We start from the raw sequence: 16093 nt of genomic DNA on the forward strand, positions 1-16093 counted from the left end.
ATGGGCGAACTCTATTTTCACAAAACGAATCAAGTGGTTAATTATGGGCACAGAGGGTGCCGCTGATGCGTGAAAATCAGGAGAAAGCTGTTGCTTATATAGACTTTATGGCTGCACAGATCAAAAGCGAGCCCGGAGATATTTATTGGAATGAAATAAGAATTTCGCAGGAAATGAAAAGCTATAACCCTGGTTTAAATAAGGCTTATAGTGATAACCTATTAATAACACGTGATTTATCTTCAGCCACTCCAGTTAAGTCTGGATGGGTGATAATTCTCACGCTCAATAATAAGCCCCGCTAACGAAATGCTGCAATTGTGAGCTATCCCACAATTGCAGCAAAATCATGCATTTAATGACATCAGACCTCTTGACGGTCTGCTGACGCGGGCTTTTCTAACTTAAATCAACGTTTTTGGTGCCGCCCCACCAGGTAAAGACGAAGCCGCCGATCCACGCCACGATCAGCCCCACCAGATAGACCGCCATACCGGCAAAGATGCCCTGCGAAGAGGTCATCAGCGGCAGCGTCACCAGTCCTGACGGGCCAAACACCGTGTTCATGCCCACCGGCAGACCGAGCCACGCCACCAGCCCGATAAAGAAGCCGCCCAGCGCACCGCCGAAGCAGGCGGTAATAAACGGTTTAAGACGCGGCAGCGTCACGCCATAGATGAGCGGCTCACCGACGCCCAGCAGACCCGGCACGATGGCGCCTTTAATCTGGCTGCGCAGCAGCGAGTGCTTGTCGGCTTTGCACCACAGCGCCAGCGAAGCGCCGACCTGACCGGCTCCGGCCATGGCGAGTATCGGGAACAGCGAATTGAAACCCTGGGTTTCCATCAGCGCAAAATAGACCGGAATAAAGCCCTGATGAATGCCGAACATCACCGCAATCAGGAATAAGCCGGCCAGAATGGCACAGCCGAACGGGTTATTGTTCAGGTGGATAAACAGCCACGACATGCCTTTAAACAGCTCGCCGCCAATCGGCATGATCACCAGGAACGTCACCGCGCCGGTAATTAACAGCGTCAGCAGCGAAGTGAGGATCATATCGAGATTATCCGGGATAATTTTGCGCAGCTGTTTCTCCAGCCAGGCACCAAATATCGCCGCCAGCAGCACGCCAATAATATTGCCGCGCGGATCGATAGTCAGGCCGAAGAAATCCTGCATGCCGCTGTAATAGCCGACGGTCGCGTTCGGCACATAACCCAGCACAAACAGCGAGGCGATAATCGCGCCGTTCACGCCGGTGCCGCCAAACGCTTTCTGCGCGTTATAGCCGATTAAGATACTGAGGAAGGTGAACAGTCCTTTGCCGAACACCTTCATATAAGCCACGGTGTCCAGCAGCCAGCGGGCGTGTTCCCCGGGCTGATTAAGATGAAACACCTGCTCAATCAGCGTGGCAAACCCCAGCAGCAATCCGGCACCGATAAAGCCCGGGATCAGCGGGGTAAAAATGGTGGCAAAGCAGGAGAGAAAACGGTGCAGCGCGCTGGTTTGCTTCGCTTTCATCTGCTGCTTCTGCGCGCTGGCAATGCTGTGCAGATCGCCCGGCGCCTCTGGCGTGGCGCTGTTCAGCATCGCCTGCATTTTTTCCGCTGCGGTTTGCGCTTTGCCAGGGCCGAGCACAATCTGCAGCTGGGCATCGCTGTCAATCACGCCCAGCACGCCGGGCAGCGTTTTCAGCCGGGCGCTGTCGACCCGCGCGGCATCGGCCAGCGTCAGACGCAGACGCGTCATGCAGTTACCGCAGTGCACGACGTTGCCTGCGCCGCCGACCGCCTGCAGGATATCGCGTAATAAGCTTTCAGTGATCGCCGCCATCATTGCGCTCCTGCGTGGTGTAATGCCTGGCGGATAAAGCCGTGGTTCTGCGCCAGCAGCGCCTGCGCGTCATCGGCGTTCAGGTCCGCCAGTATCATCACAATGGCGGTTTTACAGTGGCCGCCGCACGCTGCCAGCGCCTGCTGTGCGCGGGCATCGTCACATTCGGTGGCCTGCTTAACGATGTTGATTTGCCGCTGCACCAGTTTCTGATTGGTGGCTTCTACGTCGACCATCAGGTTGCCGTACACTTTGCCGCTGCGGATCATGGCGCCGGTGGTCAGCATATTGAGCACCAGCTTCTGCGCGGTGCCGGCTTTCATGCGTGACGAGCCGGTGACCACTTCCGGGCCCACCACCGGCGTCAGGGCGACGTCCGCCGCCTGCGACATGGCGCTGTTGGGATTACAGGTCAGCGCGGCGGTGAAGGCGCCCTGCTGCTTCGCCCAGGCCAGCGCACCGAGCACATAAGGTGTGCGGCCGCTGGCAGCAATGCCGACCAGCACATCGCGCGCCGAAAAGTCGATATCTTTTAAATCCTGCGCGCCCTGCTCGCGGTTGTCCTCGGCGTTTTCCACCGCCTGTAAAATGGCGGTATGGCCGCCGGCGATCAGCCCGACCACCTGACTGCGCGGCGTACCGAACGTGGGCGGGCATTCGCTGGCATCGAGAATACCGAGACGGCCGGAGGTCCCGGCACCGCAGTAAATCAGACGTCCGCCCTGGCTGAATGCCGCCGTGATGGCATCCACCACCTCAGCAATCTGCGGCACGATAGCTTCCACCGCCAGCGCCACTTTTTTGTCTTCATCGTTAATGACGCGCAGCATCGCTTCCGTGTTCAGCTCGTCAATGTTCTGGCTCGCCGGGTTGCGGCCCTCGGTGATCATCTGGCTCAGATCAATGTTCATGTTCGCTCCCTTCAGGAATAATTTATTCTTGAAACTATATATCATATAGAATTGTTAATTCCTCCTGCTCAGGTCAATTTTTTTGCCTTTTGCGGCAGCGGACATAAAAAAACCCGCCAGAAGGCGGGTTCAGTCAGAGAGCGTGTCGCTTAGCTGGCATTTTGCGTGCGCAGCTGCAGCTCGTAGGCGGCGGCCTGTTTGGTATCAAACTGGTTTTCCCAGCGGGCAATAACCAGCACCGCCAGCGCGTTACCGATGACGTTGAGCGCGGTGCGCGCCATGTCCATGATACGGTCGACGCCGGCGATAAACGCCAGACCTTCCAGCGGAATACCAACGCTGCCCAGCGTGGCCAGCAGCACCACAAACGAGACGCCCGGCACACCTGCGATGCCTTTCGACGTCACCATCAGGGTCAGCACCAGAATGATTTCATCAGTGAGCGACAGGTCAATGCCGTACAGCTGGGCGATAAAGATCGCCGCAATGCTCTGATACAGCGTTGAACCATCCAGATTGAACGAATAGCCGGTTGGCACCACGAAGCTGGTGATCGCCTTCGGCGCGCCGTAGGCTTCCATCTTCTGCATGATGCGCGGCAGCACGGTCTCTGAGCTGGAGGTGGAATACGCCAGAATGAGCTCATCTTTCAGAATGCGCATCAGGGTCGTAATACGCAGCTTGCAGAAGCGCGCCACCGCCCCCAGCACCACGAACGCAAAGAACAGAATCGCCACGTACACCAGCAGCACCAGCTTGGCCAGCGGGTAGAGCGAGGCAAAACCGAAGTTAGCAATGGTGACGGCAATCAGTGCAAACACCCCGACCGGCGCATAGCGCATGATCATGTGCGTCACTTTAAACATGGTTTCGGAAATAGAACGGAATACAGTCACCAGCGGATCGCGATGCTCCGACGGCAGCGCAGACAGTCCCATGCCAAACAGTACCGAGAAGAAGATAATCGGCAGCATGTCGCCTTTGACCAGCGAGGCAAAAATATTCTGCGGGATCAGCGATAGAATGGTGGTCACCAGGCCATGTGGCGCTCCCTGCACCGCTTCCGTTGTGGCTTCGTATTTAGAGATGTCCACCGTTGCCAGCGTTGACATATCAATGCCGCTGCCGGGTTGGAATACGTTGGCCAGCGTGATGCCGACCACAATGGCAATGGTGGTAATCACTTCAAAATAGATGATGGTTTTCACACCAATCCGCCCGAGCTTTTTCGCATCACCCACGCCGGCGATGCCGACAATCAGTGAGGAAATAACAATCGGCACCACAATCATCTTGATCAGATGAATAAAGATGTCGCCGGCAGGAGTAAGAATGTTAGTGATTAACCATTCACGATCGTCTGGCTGATTATGCAGCACGGTTCCGACGATAACGCCGAGAATCAGGGCAATCAGAATCTGCCACGCGAGGGTGAGTTTAAAACCTTTCATAACGCGTTATTTCCTCAGTTAAAACCCCTTTGCTCTGCTGCGAAGGTGCAGAAGACATTACACACAGGGAAGTGAGCAAAAGCCCGATAAAATAGAGGGTTATAATGGACTGCATCGGTTACCGCTGCGCCGGCATTATGCGCCCGCGCGATGATGCAGCCTGAGTTGATACCTGCTGAACAGGGCCGAGATAAGTACCATTTTCACTAAGGTAAATGCAACCCCTGGGGCGATAGCTTAAATCCTGCACAGCCAGGCAGCATAAAATGCTGCTGACATGCGCCTGTCATAACTCGCTGTTATGAAAAGTGTTAATTCGATAATTTTCCGCATAGCTATTCAGGATTGCTGAAAAAACGTGCCGGTCTGTTTGCTGCTTATTTAACCGGCTGGTTCATAATTTTATTGATCCAGCCAGTGGTTTTGCCTCATTTCCTGCGCCGGTAAACAGATTGAATTGGGTGACTTTTCAGCCTTACACAAGGTCGTGATCCAGACTGCAAAACAGAAACAAAGCCCGGCCTCACTCTTCAATTAACCTTTGATTGACATATGATTAACATCTTCAAGGAGGTCAGCCATGAGCCAAATACACAAGCATCCCGTACCCGCTGCCATTGCAGCGAATGCCCTGATAAATGCCGATCAGTATGCGGCGCTGTATCAACAGTCGGTTGACGATCCTGAGGCCTTTTGGGGCGAACAGGGCAAAATCCTCGACTGGATGACGCCCTACAGCAAAGTGAAAAATACCTCGTTTGCCCCCGGCAATATTTCGATTCGCTGGTATGAAGATGGCGCGCTGAACCTTGCCGCCAACTGTCTCGATCGCCACCTGGCTACGCGCGGCGATCACCCGGCGATTATCTGGGAAGGCGATGACGCCAGCGAAAGCAAAACCCTGACCTTCCGTGAACTGCACGCCGACGTCTGCCGCTTTGCCAACGTGCTGACCGGCCTTGGTGTGAAGAAAGGCGATGTGGTGGCGATCTACATGCCGATGGTGCCGGAAGCCGCGGTCGCCATGCTGGCCTGCGCGCGCATCGGCGCCGTGCACTCGGTCATTTTTGGCGGCTTCTCACCTGAAGCGGTGGCCGGACGCGTAGTGGATTCCAGTGCAAAACTGGTGATTACCGCTGACGAAGGCGTGCGTGCCGGACGCAGCATTCCGCTGAAGAAAAACGTGGATGATGCGCTGAACAATCCAAACGTCACCAGCGTGAAAAACGTGGTGGTGTTCCAGCGCACCGGCAAAGAGACCTGCTGGCGCGAAGGCCGCGATCTGTGGTGGCATGAACTGATGGCGAAAGCCAGCGATCAGCATCAGCCGGTGGCGGTCGAGGCCGAACATCCGCTGTTTATCCTTTATACCTCCGGCTCCACCGGCAAGCCGAAAGGCGTGCTGCACACCACCGGTGGTTACCTGGTGTATGCTGCCACCACCTTCAAATATGTTTTTGATTATCATGAAGATGATGTGTACTGGTGCACCGCCGACGTGGGCTGGATTACCGGGCACAGCTATCTGATCTACGGTCCGCTGGCCTGCGGGGCCACCACGCTGATGTTCGAAGGCGTACCCAACTGGCCACAGCCCAGCCGCATGGCGGAAGTGGTGGATAAACATAAGGTCACGCTGCTGTACACCGCGCCAACCGCTATCCGCGCGCTGATGGCCGAGGGTGATAAAGCGATTGCCGGCACCCAGCGCAGCAGCCTGCGCATCATGGGATCGGTCGGCGAGCCCATCAACCCGGAAGCCTGGGAGTGGTATTACAAAAAGATTGGCGACAGCCGTTGCCCGATCGTCGATACCTGGTGGCAGACCGAAACCGGCGGCTTCATGATTACGCCGCTGCCCGGTGCCACCGAGCTGAAGGCCGGCTCGGCCACTAAACCGTTCTTTGGCGTCCAGCCGGCGCTGGTGGATAACGAAGGTAATACGCTGGACGGTGCCACCGAGGGTAACCTGGTGATTGTCGACTCATGGCCCGGCCAGGCACGCACGCTGTTTGGCGATCACGATCGCTTTGAGCAAACCTACTTCTCGACGTTTAAAAATCGCTACTTCAGCGGTGACGGCGCGCGCCGTGACGACGATGGCTATTACTGGATCACCGGCCGCGTCGATGACGTGCTGAACGTCTCCGGTCACCGGCTTGGCACGGCGGAGATCGAGTCCGCGCTGGTCTCGCATCCAAAAATTGCCGAAGCCGCGGTGGTGGGGATTCCGCACAGCATTAAAGGCCAGGCGATCTATGCTTATATCACGCTGAATCACGGCGAAGAGCCGTCGCCAGAGCTGTACAGCGAAGTGCGCAACTGGGTGCGTAAAGAAATCGGCCCGATTGCCACGCCAGACGTGTTGCACTGGACCGATTCGCTGCCAAAAACCCGCTCCGGCAAAATCATGCGCCGCATTCTGCGCAAGATCGCCGCCGGCGATACCAGCAACTTTGGCGATACTTCAACGCTGGCCGATCCGGGCGTGGTGGAGAAATTGCTCGAGGAGAAACAGTCGATCACCATGCCATAACCGGCATTGACCCGGCGGAGAGTATCAGCCTGTCCCCGGCAGGCAGCTCTCCGCTCTTCCATCCTTACGCCGTATGCTTTTCACCATCGCACAACCTTTATAACTAGAATATTCAGCCAGTTAAATCACGTTGCCGTGAGTTTTCTGTCTGCCTTGCCTCTGGAGAAAATGTGATGAACGAAGCCCTGAACCAACAGGAAGCCGTCTGGCAACAAATCGAAAGCAATCCGCGTTTTCAGGAGCTGGTGCACAAACGTCAGTCGTTTGCGCTGCTGCTCAGCCTCATCATGCTGGTACTGTACGTCGGCTTTATTCTGCTGATTGCCTTCGCGCCCGGCTGGCTCGGCACGCCCTTGCACGCCGGCACCAATGTGACGCGCGGCATCCCCATCGGCGTCGGCCTGATTGTGGTGTCGTTTCTGCTGACCGGCGTTTATGTCTGGCGCGCCAACGGCGAGTTTGATCGTCTGACCAAACAGATTGTCAGCGAGGTGAAATCATGAAGCGCCTGCTCTCCGCCTCGCTGGCTATCGTACCAGCCAGCGTATTTGCCGCCGATGCCATTACCGGCGCGGTGCAAAAACAGGCCACCAACTACGAAGCGATCATCATGTTCGTGGTCTTCGTGGCGGCCACGCTCGGCATTACTTACTGGGCGTCCAAACGCACCCGCTCGCGCAGCGATTACTACACTGCCGGCGGCAACATCACCGGTTTCCAGAATGGCCTGGCGATGGCCGGTGACTTTATGTCGGCCGCCTCGTTTCTCGGTATCTCTGCGCTGGTCTACACCTCCGGCTACGACGGGCTGATCTACTCGCTCGGCTTCCTCGTCGGCTGGCCCATGATTCTGTTCCTGATTGCCGAACGCCTGCGCAACCTGGGCCGCTATACCTTTGCCGATGTGGCGTCCTATCGCCTGCAGCAAAAGCCTATCCGCACCCTTTCCGCCTGCGGTTCGCTGGTGGTGGTGGCGCTGTATCTGATAGCGCAGATGGTGGGTGCCGGTAAGCTGATCCAGCTGCTGTTCGGTCTCGACTACCACATCGCCGTGGTGCTGGTCGGCATTCTGATGGTGCTGTACGTGCTGTTTGGCGGCATGCTCGCCACCACCTGGGTGCAGATTATCAAAGCGGTGCTGTTGCTGTTTGGTGCCAGCTTCATGGCCATCATGGTGATGAAAGCCACCGGTTTCAGCTTTAATACGCTGTTTACCGAGGCGATGGCGGTGCATCCGAAAGGAAGCGCAATCATGCAGCCAGGCGGTCTGGTGAAAGACCCGATCTCCGCGCTGTCGCTCGGTCTGGGCCTGATGTTTGGCACCGCCGGCCTGCCGCATATTCTGATGCGTTTCTTCACCGTCGCCGATGCGCGGGAAGCACGCAAAAGCGTGTTCTGGGCCACTGGCTTTATGGGCTACTTCTACTTCCTGACCTTTATTATCGGCTTCGGCGCGATTCTGCTGGTCGGCGCTAATCCGGCCTTCAAAGACGCCAGCGGCGCGCTGATTGGCGGCACTAACATGGCGGCAGTGCATCTCTCCAATGCGGTCGGCGGTAGCCTGTTCCTCGGCTTTATCTCGGCGGTAGCCTTCGCCACCATTCTGGCGGTGGTGGCCGGACTGACGCTGGCCGGTGCTTCGGCGGTGTCGCATGACTTGTATGCCAGCGTGATCCGTAAAGGTCAGGCCACCGAGCGTGAAGAGCTGCGGGTGTCAAAGATTACCGTGCTGGTGCTGGGCGTGGTGGCGATTGCGCTGGGGATTCTGTTTGAGAAACAGAATATTGCCTTCATGGTCGGCCTGGCGTTCTCGATTGCCGCCAGCTGTAACTTCCCGATTATTTTGCTGTCGATGTACTGGTCAAAGCTGACCACGCGCGGCGCCATGGTGGGAGGCTGGCTGGGCCTGCTGACGGCGGTGGTGCTAATGATTCTCGGCCCGACCATTTGGGTGCAGGTACTGGGACACGCAACGCCAGTCTATCCGTATGAGTATCCGGCGCTGTTCTCGATGCTGGTCGCGTTTGTCGGCACCTGGCTGTTTTCTATTACCGATCATTCCCAGCAGGGGGCGCTGGAGCGGGCGAAATTCCGCGGACAGTTTATCCGTTCACAAACGGGCGTCGGGATTTCGCAGGGGAAAGCGCATTAAGATTGAGAGGGTGCGGTGACTGACCAGGTCGCCATTGAAGCGGTGCAGTAATTGACCAGGTCGCCATGAATGGCGACCCTACAGAATTTCGTAGGGTGCGCATTCATGCGCACCTGGTCCCGTCATCAGAAACGCAGCGATGCACCGACGTACGGGCCGTCGACCAGCACGTTATCTTTGCGGTCGCCTTTGTTGTTCAGCTCAATGTACTGATAGCCAACGCGCAGGTTCAGCAGCGAAATCGGCGTAAAGCTCAGGCCGCCTGAGGCTTCTTTATAGCTGTCCAGACGATCGGAGAACGCTTCCGGCGCATAGTAATATTCGCCGTACAGGCCCCACATGCTGTTGAAGTTATACTGCGCACCGGCACCCAGCGCCACGGTGAAGCCATCACGGCCATCTTCCGGATGGGTGAACAGCGCTTTCGCCGTTGGTGCCACGCGGAAATCACCCACATCCAGGTTATACCCCATACCAAGGCCGTAGGTGCTGCCGTCGTGATCGCTGCGCAGCCAGTTGCCTTTCAGAAACAGACCCGGTGAAGCGGTGCCGAGGCCAAGGTTCAGGTTGGTGCTGTGCTCACCCACGTCAACACTGCCCTCAATCGCCTGCGCGCCGCCGCTCAGCAGTGCCAGACCTAAAACGCTTCCCGTAACAAGTTGCTTAAACATAACAATCCACTCCATGAAGGACACATAATTCGGCGCAAAGGGTAAACAGCGCGGCGACATGACACAACTTTATTTGGAAAGCTTTACGTAAAAATGGGTTACAGCGGGCAGAAACTGACCGCATCCGATAACATGCAGGGCGATGCGGGCGCAGATTTGCCCGTCAGGCATGCCACAACAGCTGTCCCAGCAGCGGGGCCAGCAGCACCGTGAGCACGCCGGAGAGCATCATCACCAGGCTGGAGACCACGCCCTCCTGCTGGCCGAGCTGATAAGCGCGTGCCGTGCCGGCTCCGTGCGAGGCCGCGCCAAAGCCGGCGCCCTTCGCCACGCCCTGCTTAATCGCGATGCGTAAAAACAGCACGTCGCCCACCGCCATGCCAAACACGCCGGTAATCACCACGAACAGCGCGACCAAATCGGGCTGGCCGCCTATCGGCTGGGCCGCTGCCAGCGCAAAAGGCGTGGTGATGGAGCGCACCGCCAGACTGCGCTGGATGCTCTCCGGTAACGTCAGCAGCCGCGCCAGCCATACCGAACTGCACACGGCCACCAGCGTGGCGGTGATCACGCCCACGCTCAGCGACAGCCAGTGGCGGCGGATAATGTGCAGGTTTTCGTAAACCGGCACCGCAAAAGCCAGCGTCGCCGGCCCCAGCAGCCACAGCAGCCAGTGGCTTTCGGCGATGTAATCCTGCCAGCTGACGTGCGTCAGCAGCAGCAGCGCCACCAGCACCAGCGGCGTTAACACCAGCGGCATCAGCAGCAGCGTGGGCCTGCGCCGGTACAGGCGTTTATTGAGGTAGTAAACCAGCAGCGTCAGCGCCAGACACAACAGGCTAATGATAAAGTCAGTCACGATCGCCCTGCTTACGCGCCGCGCGCGCCAGTTCGAAGCGGTATAAGCGATCGACCACCAGCGAGGTGGCCGCCAGCACCATCAGCGTACTGACGGCGATCACCACACAGATGCGCCAGCCTTCACTGCGCAGCAGGTCGCTGTAATTCACCACCGCCACCACCGCCGGAATAAAAAACAGCAGCATTTCGGCCAGCAGCCAGTTGGCCCCGGCTTTAACCCAGCGCAGCGGCACGATACCGCTGACGATCAACAGTAACAGCAACACCATACCCACGACGTTGGCCGGTAACGGCAGATGCAGCCAGCTCACCAGCTGACCGCTGGCAACGAACAGGGCGATATACAGCACCAGCTGCAGCGGCACCGTGACGCGTTGCAGGATATCCGTGGTGCGCGGACGAAGCGCGGACGCCATTTCTCTCTTCCCGTTAAAAATTCAGGGTTGCAGTATAAATCCTCGCCAGAGTGTGAAAGAAATGAATTAAAATTATTCAAACTATGCCAAAAAGGAATGCTTATGGACGTGCGTGCGCTGCGTTACTTTACCGAAGTGGTGCGTCAGCAGAGCTTTACCCGCGCGGCGGAGAAGCTGTTCGTGACGCAACCCACCATCAGCAAAATGCTGCGCCAGCTGGAAGAAGAGCTGGGCTGTACGCTGCTGCTGCGCGAGGGACGCAAGCTGCATCTCACCGACAGCGGCCAGGCGGTATATCAGCGCGGCCTGGCGATTTTGCAGGAGTTTCATCAGCTGGAGGCGCAAATCAGTGACATCAACCAGCTGAAAACCGGTGAGCTGCGGCTCGGCATTCCGCCGATGGTCGGCATGCAGATTGCCGGATCGATCTCCGCGTTCCGCCGCCGCTATCCCGGCGTACAGCTGAAAATCTCCGAATTTGGTGGCCTGACGGTGCAGCAGGCGGTGCTGAGCGGCGGGCTGGATATTGCGCTGACCGCCTTGCCGATTGATGCGGAGCTGCCGCTGAACATGCTGGAACTGATGCGCCATCCGCTGTGCGTGCTGCTGCCGCGCAGCGCGCGCTGGCTCAACCGCACCAGCCTGACGCTGGCCGAGCTGGCTCAGCATCCCCTGCTGATCCTCAACGAAGAGTTTTCGCTTAACCGCCAGCTGATGAAAGCGTTTCAGCGCCAGGGAGTGATGCCGGATATCGCGCTGCGCAGCGCGCAGTGGGATTTTCTTGCCGCGATGGTGCAGGCGGATATGGGGCTGGCGATCCTGCCGGAGCCGATCTGCCAGCGGCTGGATAAACAGGCCTTGCTGTGGCTGCCGCTGGAGTCGGAGCTGCAGTGGCGTCTGGGGCTAATCTGGCGCGAAGGCAGTTATCTGTCGCGCAGCGCGCAGGCGTGGATTGCCTGCTGCCGTGAACACTGGCCGGATAACGCGCCACGGCTATCGCTGTAACAAAGCGGCCGCCCTGTCTGTCAGGCGGCCGCGGGATCGGAGAGCAGCAAAACGCGGCGGCTATTCCTCTTTTTCTATCAGCAACGCTTCCAGCAGGTCGAGATCGCGCAGCAGGCGCTGCATGGTCTCGTTGGAGATCTGCTGGGTGGCGCGCAGATGATAAACCTCGGCACGCTCGGCGCGCAGCGCGGTCAGGCGGAAACGGCGCTCCAGATTTTCCGCAAACAGCGCCTGTTCCATATCATCTTTGCCATCGACGCGACGACGCAGATTACCAATCACCCGCAGGCTGACCTCTTTCAGCAGCTCAGGATCGATGTTCTCTTCAGCGTCGTTTTCCAGTCGCTGCTCCATTTTGTGCAGGCTTTCGATCGCCACGCCGGCCATCGCGGCACGCGCGCTCTGGATTTCGCGACGGTGCCCCACTTTGTCGTGGCTCTCCATGCCGCGCAGCAGAATCGGCAGCAGAATCACGCCGACAAACAGCGAGAACAGAATCACGCCGGTGGCGATAAACACCAGTTCGTAGCGCGCCGGAAAAGGTTCGCCGTTGCTGAGTAACAGCGGAATCGACAGCACACCGGCCAGCGTGATAGCACCGCGCACGCCAGCAAAAGAGGCGATCAGCAGTTCACGCAGCGAGTAGCTGGAGAACTCCAGCGGCTTCTTCTTCAGCAGGCGCAGGCTGGTGCGCTTCATGATCCACAGCCAGCCGAAGCGCACGATCATCAGTGCCGCATAGACCAGCCCGACGTCGGCGAACAGCATCCACAGCTCGACGTTAGGATCGGCGTTCGCCTGAGCAATCGAGGTGGAGAGAATGTCCGGCAGCTGCAGGCCCAGCATCAGGAACACCATGCCGTTGAACACAAACTCCAGCATCTGCCATACGCTGTTGGCGCGCAGGCGCATTGCCAGCGGTGCCTGACGGATGATGCCGGAACGGGTGATGGTCATACCGGCCGCTACCGCCGCCAGAATGCCGGAGACGCCGAGGTGTTCAGCAATCAGATAAGAGGCGAACGGCAGCAGCAGCAGCAGTACGGTTTGCGTTGCCGGGTCGTCACCGCTCCAGCGGCTGAGCAGGCGCAGCGAACGACCGTACAGCCAGCAAACGGCGACACCGGCCACCAGGCCGCCAATCGCCACTTTAAGGAATTCGACACTGGCGCCGCCCCAGGTGAACACCATGGTGCCCATCGCCACCGCGACGGCAAACTTGAGTGACACCAGGCCCGACGCGTCATTCATCAGCGCCTCGCCCTGGACAATCGACATGATCTTTTTCGGGATGCGCCCTTCGCCGACGATGCCGGAGAGCGCCACCGCATCGGTCGGTGACAGCACCGCCGCCAGCGCGAACGCCGGAATCAGCGGAATGCCCGGCACCAGCCAGTAAATCAGGTAGCCGATACCGACCACGGTAATCAGCACCAGCACCAGCGCCAGGCCGATAATTTCACGGCCGTGATGCAGAAACTCGTTGATCGGCGTTTTCCAGCCATCGGCAAACAGCAGCGGCGGAATAAACAGCACGAGGAACAGTTCGGGGTCAAAATCGACGTGCAGACCAAAGGTTGGCCAGGCCAGCAGCGCGCCGGCCGCGATCTGTACCAGCGGGAGCGGGATCTGAAACGGCAGGATACGTGCCGCAACGCCGGACAGCGAAACCACCAGCGTCATGATGAGAATAGTAAAGAAGATTTCCATGCTTTCCTTAGGCGAATCATATTAATCGAAGCGATGTTGCGTCGGAAAGTGTAAAACAAAACGCCGCCCGGCGGGGCTACCCGATGTGCGGCGTGTGCGATAAAGAGAATAATTCGGACTGACGCCCGGATTGCGGTCAGATAGCCCAGCCGCCCGCGTAGAACGCCACCAGCGCCACAGCAATCACCACCGTGCCAGCGTTGAGCTTGCGCCACTCGCCGGCAAACAGGCGGCCAATCACCAGCGCGGCAAAGCCGAGCATGATGCCGGTGACGATGTTGCAGGTCAGTACGATGAATACCGCCGTCAGCAGGCCAGACATCGCATCGACGAAATCATTGAAGTCGATTTTGGCCACGTTGCTCAGCATCAGCAGGCCGACATACATCAGCGCGGGTGCGGTGGCATAGGCCGGAACCAGATAAGCCAGCGGCGACATAAACAGAATCAGCAGGAACAACAGACCCACGACAATCGCTGTCAGGCCGGTTTTACCGCCGGCGGCAGTACCCGCAGCGGACTCGATATACACTGCGGCGGGCGAGGCACCCACCAGTCCGGCAAACAGGCTGCTGATAGAGTCGGTGGTCAGCGCGCGACCGCCATTGATAATCTGGCCCTCTTTATCCAGCAGGTTCGCCTGCCCGGCCACCGCACGAATGGTGCCGGTGGCGTCAAACACCGCGGTCATCACCAGCGCCAGCACGCTCGGCAATACCACCGGCTGCAGCGCGCCCATGATATCCAGGCTAAACATTGCCGACTGGCCGCTGGCATCACGCAGGCTCGGCATGGCAAACAGCCCCTGCCACTTTACCGCCGGGTCGAAAATCAGCCCAAGCAGCGAAATCGCAATGATGGTCAGCAGAATGCCGCCCGGTACCCGCCGTTTTTCCAGACCAAAAATCGCCGCCAGCCCGATCAGCGCCATGATCACCGGGAAAGAGGTGAAGTGACCAAGCGCCACCGGCAGGCCTGCCGCCGGGTTTTTTACCACCAGACCAATGCCATCGGCGGCAATCAGTAGCAGAAACAGGCCGATGCCGACGCCGGTGCCGTGCGCCACGCCCATCGGCAGGTTACGCAGAATCCACGCGCGAATGCCGGTCACGGAAATCAGCGTGAACAGCAGGCCCATCAGGAAGACCGCGCCCAGCGCCACCGGCACGCTAATGTGCTGGCCCAGTACCAGGCTGAACGCGGTGAAGGCGGTCAGGGAGATGGCGCAGCCAATCGCCATCGGCAGGTTGGCCCACAGTCCCATGATGAGGGAGCCAAAGCTGGCCACCAGACAGGTAGCGACAAACACCGCCGTCGGTGAGAAGCCCGCTTTACCGAGCATGCCAGGAACCACGATGACTGAATAAACCATCGCTAAAAAGGTGGTGAGGCCAGCCAGCACTTCCTGCCGCACGCTGCTGCCGCGTGCTGAAATGTGGAACCAGGCGTCCAGTTTTCCCCTGGCCGGGCGTGATTCGCCAGACATAGTTATTCCTCTGTGTTTTTTAAGATATAGGTCACCGCGCGGCTCGCGTTTGCGCATCATCCTGGTGAAGATGTCTCAGAGAGAAAAGCAGGCAAACGATTACGTGGCCGCGTATTCCAGGTCAAAAAGGGGTGACGCGGAAAAAAGGCAAACGATTATCTGGCGTTTGGGGTGGCGTTTTCAACTGCTAATCACCTGGCAGGCAGGATAATGCGCAGCTCTGGCGCCATTATGGCTGGCGTTACGCTAGCGGGAGCAGGAAATCACGGAGGAAAAAGGCTGGCATTTCAGATGGTTTGCTGCGGTGCCGCGACAGCGCGTCGCGGCGTCCTGTTTCGTTGCGTTACCGCTGCGCCTCAGCCGTTATTGAACTGAATCGGGCCGCCCTGCTCCAGCGCGCGCTGCCACGCGGCGCGCTGCTGCATATTCTCCAGCCAGCGCGCCGTGGCGGGCATCTCACCCAGCGCGCCGCGCATCTGCAACGCCAGCAGCGGAAAACTCATCTGCACATCGGCAATGCTGAAGCGTGAACCGGCAAAAAAGCGCTGCTGGCTCAGATGCTGCTCAATCACGCGCCCGTGGAGCGCCAGCTGCTTGTTCAGCCACGCTTTCTGAATGCCTTTACTCAGCGCCACGCCGGCCGGGCGCAGCAGCCACGGCACCGGCTTTTTACCAAGCTGAGCAAACACCAGCTTCATCATCAGCAGCGGCATCAGCGAACCTTCAGCATAGTGCAGCCAGTAACGCGCCTGAATTTGCTCCTCTTCCTCATGCAGCGCCAGCAGATGCTCGCTGTCATACTTTAGCTGCAGATATTCGAGGATGGCGCCCGATTCGGCGATCACCCGATTGCCATCGGTAATCACCGGCGATTTACCCAGCGGGTGCACTTTCTTTAATTCGTCCGGCGCCAGCAGGGTATTTTCCCGCTGATAGCGTTTGATTTGATACGGCACCGCCAGCTCTTCCAGCAGCCACAGCACCCGATGAGAACGGGAGTTTTCCAGATGGTGAACGGTAATCATGCGCGATTCCTTGCTGCTAAGGGTTGGCAT

At 58.3% G+C, this 16093-nt stretch carries 14 protein-coding genes; 5 read left to right on the top strand and 9 right to left on the bottom strand.

Annotated features, from left to right (window positions below; all coding sequences use genetic code 11):
• Positions 1 to 65 precede the first annotated feature (65 nt).
• The gene (locus C1N84_RS16915) at positions 66 to 305 is read left to right on the top strand and encodes a hypothetical protein (RefSeq protein WP_238561247.1); all 240 of its coding nucleotides are present in this window, start codon (positions 66 to 68) and stop codon (positions 303 to 305) included.
• A 94-nt stretch (positions 306 to 399) separates the two neighbouring features.
• Here C1N84_RS16915 and murP read toward each other — a convergent pair whose 3' ends face one another.
• From murP to gltP, 3 genes are all read right to left on the bottom strand, one after another.
• Positions 400 to 1839 carry a PTS N-acetylmuramic acid transporter subunit IIBC gene (gene murP, locus C1N84_RS16920; RefSeq protein ID WP_125309300.1) on the bottom strand — a complete coding sequence of 480 codons (1440 nt, stop codon included), beginning with the start codon at positions 1837 to 1839 and terminating at the stop codon, positions 400 to 402.
• Positions 1839 to 2750 (bottom strand): N-acetylmuramic acid 6-phosphate etherase, encoded by a 912-nt coding sequence (murQ, locus tag C1N84_RS16925; RefSeq protein WP_058780882.1) that lies wholly within the window; start codon positions 2748 to 2750, stop codon positions 1839 to 1841. Before murQ ends, murP begins: the two co-directional genes overlap by 1 nt.
• A gap of 149 nt (positions 2751 to 2899) precedes the next feature.
• Positions 2900 to 4201 carry a glutamate/aspartate:proton symporter GltP gene (gene gltP, locus C1N84_RS16930; protein WP_021507820.1) on the bottom strand — a complete coding sequence of 434 codons (1302 nt, stop codon included), beginning with the start codon at positions 4199 to 4201 and terminating at the stop codon, positions 2900 to 2902.
• A gap of 580 nt (positions 4202 to 4781) precedes the next feature.
• On the opposite strand from gltP, the gene acs reads away from it, so the two are divergent.
• From acs to C1N84_RS16945, 3 genes are all read left to right on the top strand, one after another.
• Complete coding sequence (acs, locus tag C1N84_RS16935) at positions 4782 to 6737, top strand: acetate--CoA ligase (RefSeq protein WP_264441731.1); 1956 nt, start codon at positions 4782 to 4784, stop codon at positions 6735 to 6737.
• 173 nt (positions 6738 to 6910) lie between these two features.
• Entirely contained in the window at positions 6911 to 7240 is a 330-nt protein-coding gene (locus C1N84_RS16940) for a DUF485 domain-containing protein (protein ID WP_021313201.1), read from the top strand.
• A complete protein-coding gene (locus tag C1N84_RS16945; protein ID WP_021507822.1) occupies positions 7237 to 8889 on the top strand; it encodes a cation acetate symporter in 1653 nt (550 codons plus the stop codon). The genes C1N84_RS16940 and C1N84_RS16945 overlap by 4 nt, the downstream gene beginning before the upstream one ends.
• A 125-nt stretch (positions 8890 to 9014) precedes the next feature.
• Here C1N84_RS16945 and C1N84_RS16950 read toward each other — a convergent pair whose 3' ends face one another.
• The 3 genes from C1N84_RS16950 to C1N84_RS16960 form a co-directional block, all read right to left on the bottom strand.
• Positions 9015 to 9560: a YfaZ family outer membrane protein gene (locus C1N84_RS16950; RefSeq protein ID WP_031279754.1), complete on the bottom strand. Its 546-nt coding sequence runs from the start codon at positions 9558 to 9560 to the stop codon at positions 9015 to 9017.
• A 163-nt stretch (positions 9561 to 9723) separates the two neighbouring features.
• Positions 9724 to 10419 carry an LrgB family protein gene (locus C1N84_RS16955; protein ID WP_021507825.1) on the bottom strand — a complete coding sequence of 232 codons (696 nt, stop codon included), beginning with the start codon at positions 10417 to 10419 and terminating at the stop codon, positions 9724 to 9726.
• Complete coding sequence (locus C1N84_RS16960; protein WP_021507826.1) at positions 10412 to 10837, bottom strand: CidA/LrgA family protein; 426 nt, start codon at positions 10835 to 10837, stop codon at positions 10412 to 10414. The genes C1N84_RS16955 and C1N84_RS16960 overlap by 8 nt, the downstream gene beginning before the upstream one ends.
• A gap of 102 nt (positions 10838 to 10939) precedes the next feature.
• On the opposite strand from C1N84_RS16960, the gene C1N84_RS16965 reads away from it, so the two are divergent.
• A complete protein-coding gene (locus C1N84_RS16965; protein ID WP_394541680.1) occupies positions 10940 to 11842 on the top strand; it encodes a LysR family transcriptional regulator in 903 nt (300 codons plus the stop codon).
• 60 nt (positions 11843 to 11902) lie between these two features.
• On the opposite strand, the gene C1N84_RS16970 is transcribed toward C1N84_RS16965, so the two are convergent.
• The 3 genes from C1N84_RS16970 to C1N84_RS16980 all read right to left on the bottom strand — a co-directional run bounded on the left by C1N84_RS16970 (position 11903) and on the right by C1N84_RS16980 (position 16063).
• A complete protein-coding gene (locus C1N84_RS16970) occupies positions 11903 to 13552 on the bottom strand; it encodes a Na+/H+ antiporter (RefSeq protein ID WP_264441733.1) in 1650 nt (549 codons plus the stop codon).
• A 136-nt stretch (positions 13553 to 13688) separates the two neighbouring features.
• A complete protein-coding gene (locus C1N84_RS16975) occupies positions 13689 to 15038 on the bottom strand; it encodes an NCS2 family permease (RefSeq protein WP_058757550.1) in 1350 nt (449 codons plus the stop codon).
• 356 nt (positions 15039 to 15394) lie between these two features.
• Positions 15395 to 16063 (bottom strand): glutathione S-transferase family protein, encoded by a 669-nt coding sequence (locus C1N84_RS16980; RefSeq protein ID WP_264441735.1) that lies wholly within the window; start codon positions 16061 to 16063, stop codon positions 15395 to 15397.
• Between the last annotated feature and the right edge of the window lie 30 nt (positions 16064 to 16093).

The organism is Pantoea sp. SGAir0418, from assembly GCF_043529865.1.

Bases quoted from the DNA above. Each gene is read 5' to 3' on its own strand.
- C1N84_RS16940 (WP_021313201.1), top strand. From the start codon at position 6,911: ATGAACGAAGCCCTGAACCAACAGGAAGCCGTCTGGCAACAAATCGAA.
- C1N84_RS16960 (WP_021507826.1), bottom strand. From the start codon at position 10,837: ATGGCGTCCGCGCTTCGTCCGCGCACCACGGATATCCTGCAACGCGTC.
- murP (WP_125309300.1), bottom strand. From the start codon at position 1,839: ATGGCGGCGATCACTGAAAGCTTATTACGCGATATCCTGCAGGCGGTC.
- C1N84_RS16965 (WP_394541680.1), top strand. From the start codon at position 10,940: ATGGACGTGCGTGCGCTGCGTTACTTTACCGAAGTGGTGCGTCAGCAG.
- C1N84_RS16945 (WP_021507822.1), top strand. From the start codon at position 7,237: ATGAAGCGCCTGCTCTCCGCCTCGCTGGCTATCGTACCAGCCAGCGTA.
- acs (WP_264441731.1), top strand. From the start codon at position 4,782: ATGAGCCAAATACACAAGCATCCCGTACCCGCTGCCATTGCAGCGAAT.
- C1N84_RS16980 (WP_264441735.1), bottom strand. From the start codon at position 16,063: ATGATTACCGTTCACCATCTGGAAAACTCCCGTTCTCATCGGGTGCTG.
- C1N84_RS16970 (WP_264441733.1), bottom strand. From the start codon at position 13,552: ATGGAAATCTTCTTTACTATTCTCATCATGACGCTGGTGGTTTCGCTG.
- C1N84_RS16915 (WP_238561247.1), top strand. From the start codon at position 66: ATGCGTGAAAATCAGGAGAAAGCTGTTGCTTATATAGACTTTATGGCT.
- murQ (WP_058780882.1), bottom strand. From the start codon at position 2,750: ATGAACATTGATCTGAGCCAGATGATCACCGAGGGCCGCAACCCGGCG.
- gltP (WP_021507820.1), bottom strand. From the start codon at position 4,201: ATGAAAGGTTTTAAACTCACCCTCGCGTGGCAGATTCTGATTGCCCTG.
- C1N84_RS16975 (WP_058757550.1), bottom strand. From the start codon at position 15,038: ATGTCTGGCGAATCACGCCCGGCCAGGGGAAAACTGGACGCCTGGTTC.
- C1N84_RS16950 (WP_031279754.1), bottom strand. From the start codon at position 9,560: ATGTTTAAGCAACTTGTTACGGGAAGCGTTTTAGGTCTGGCACTGCTG.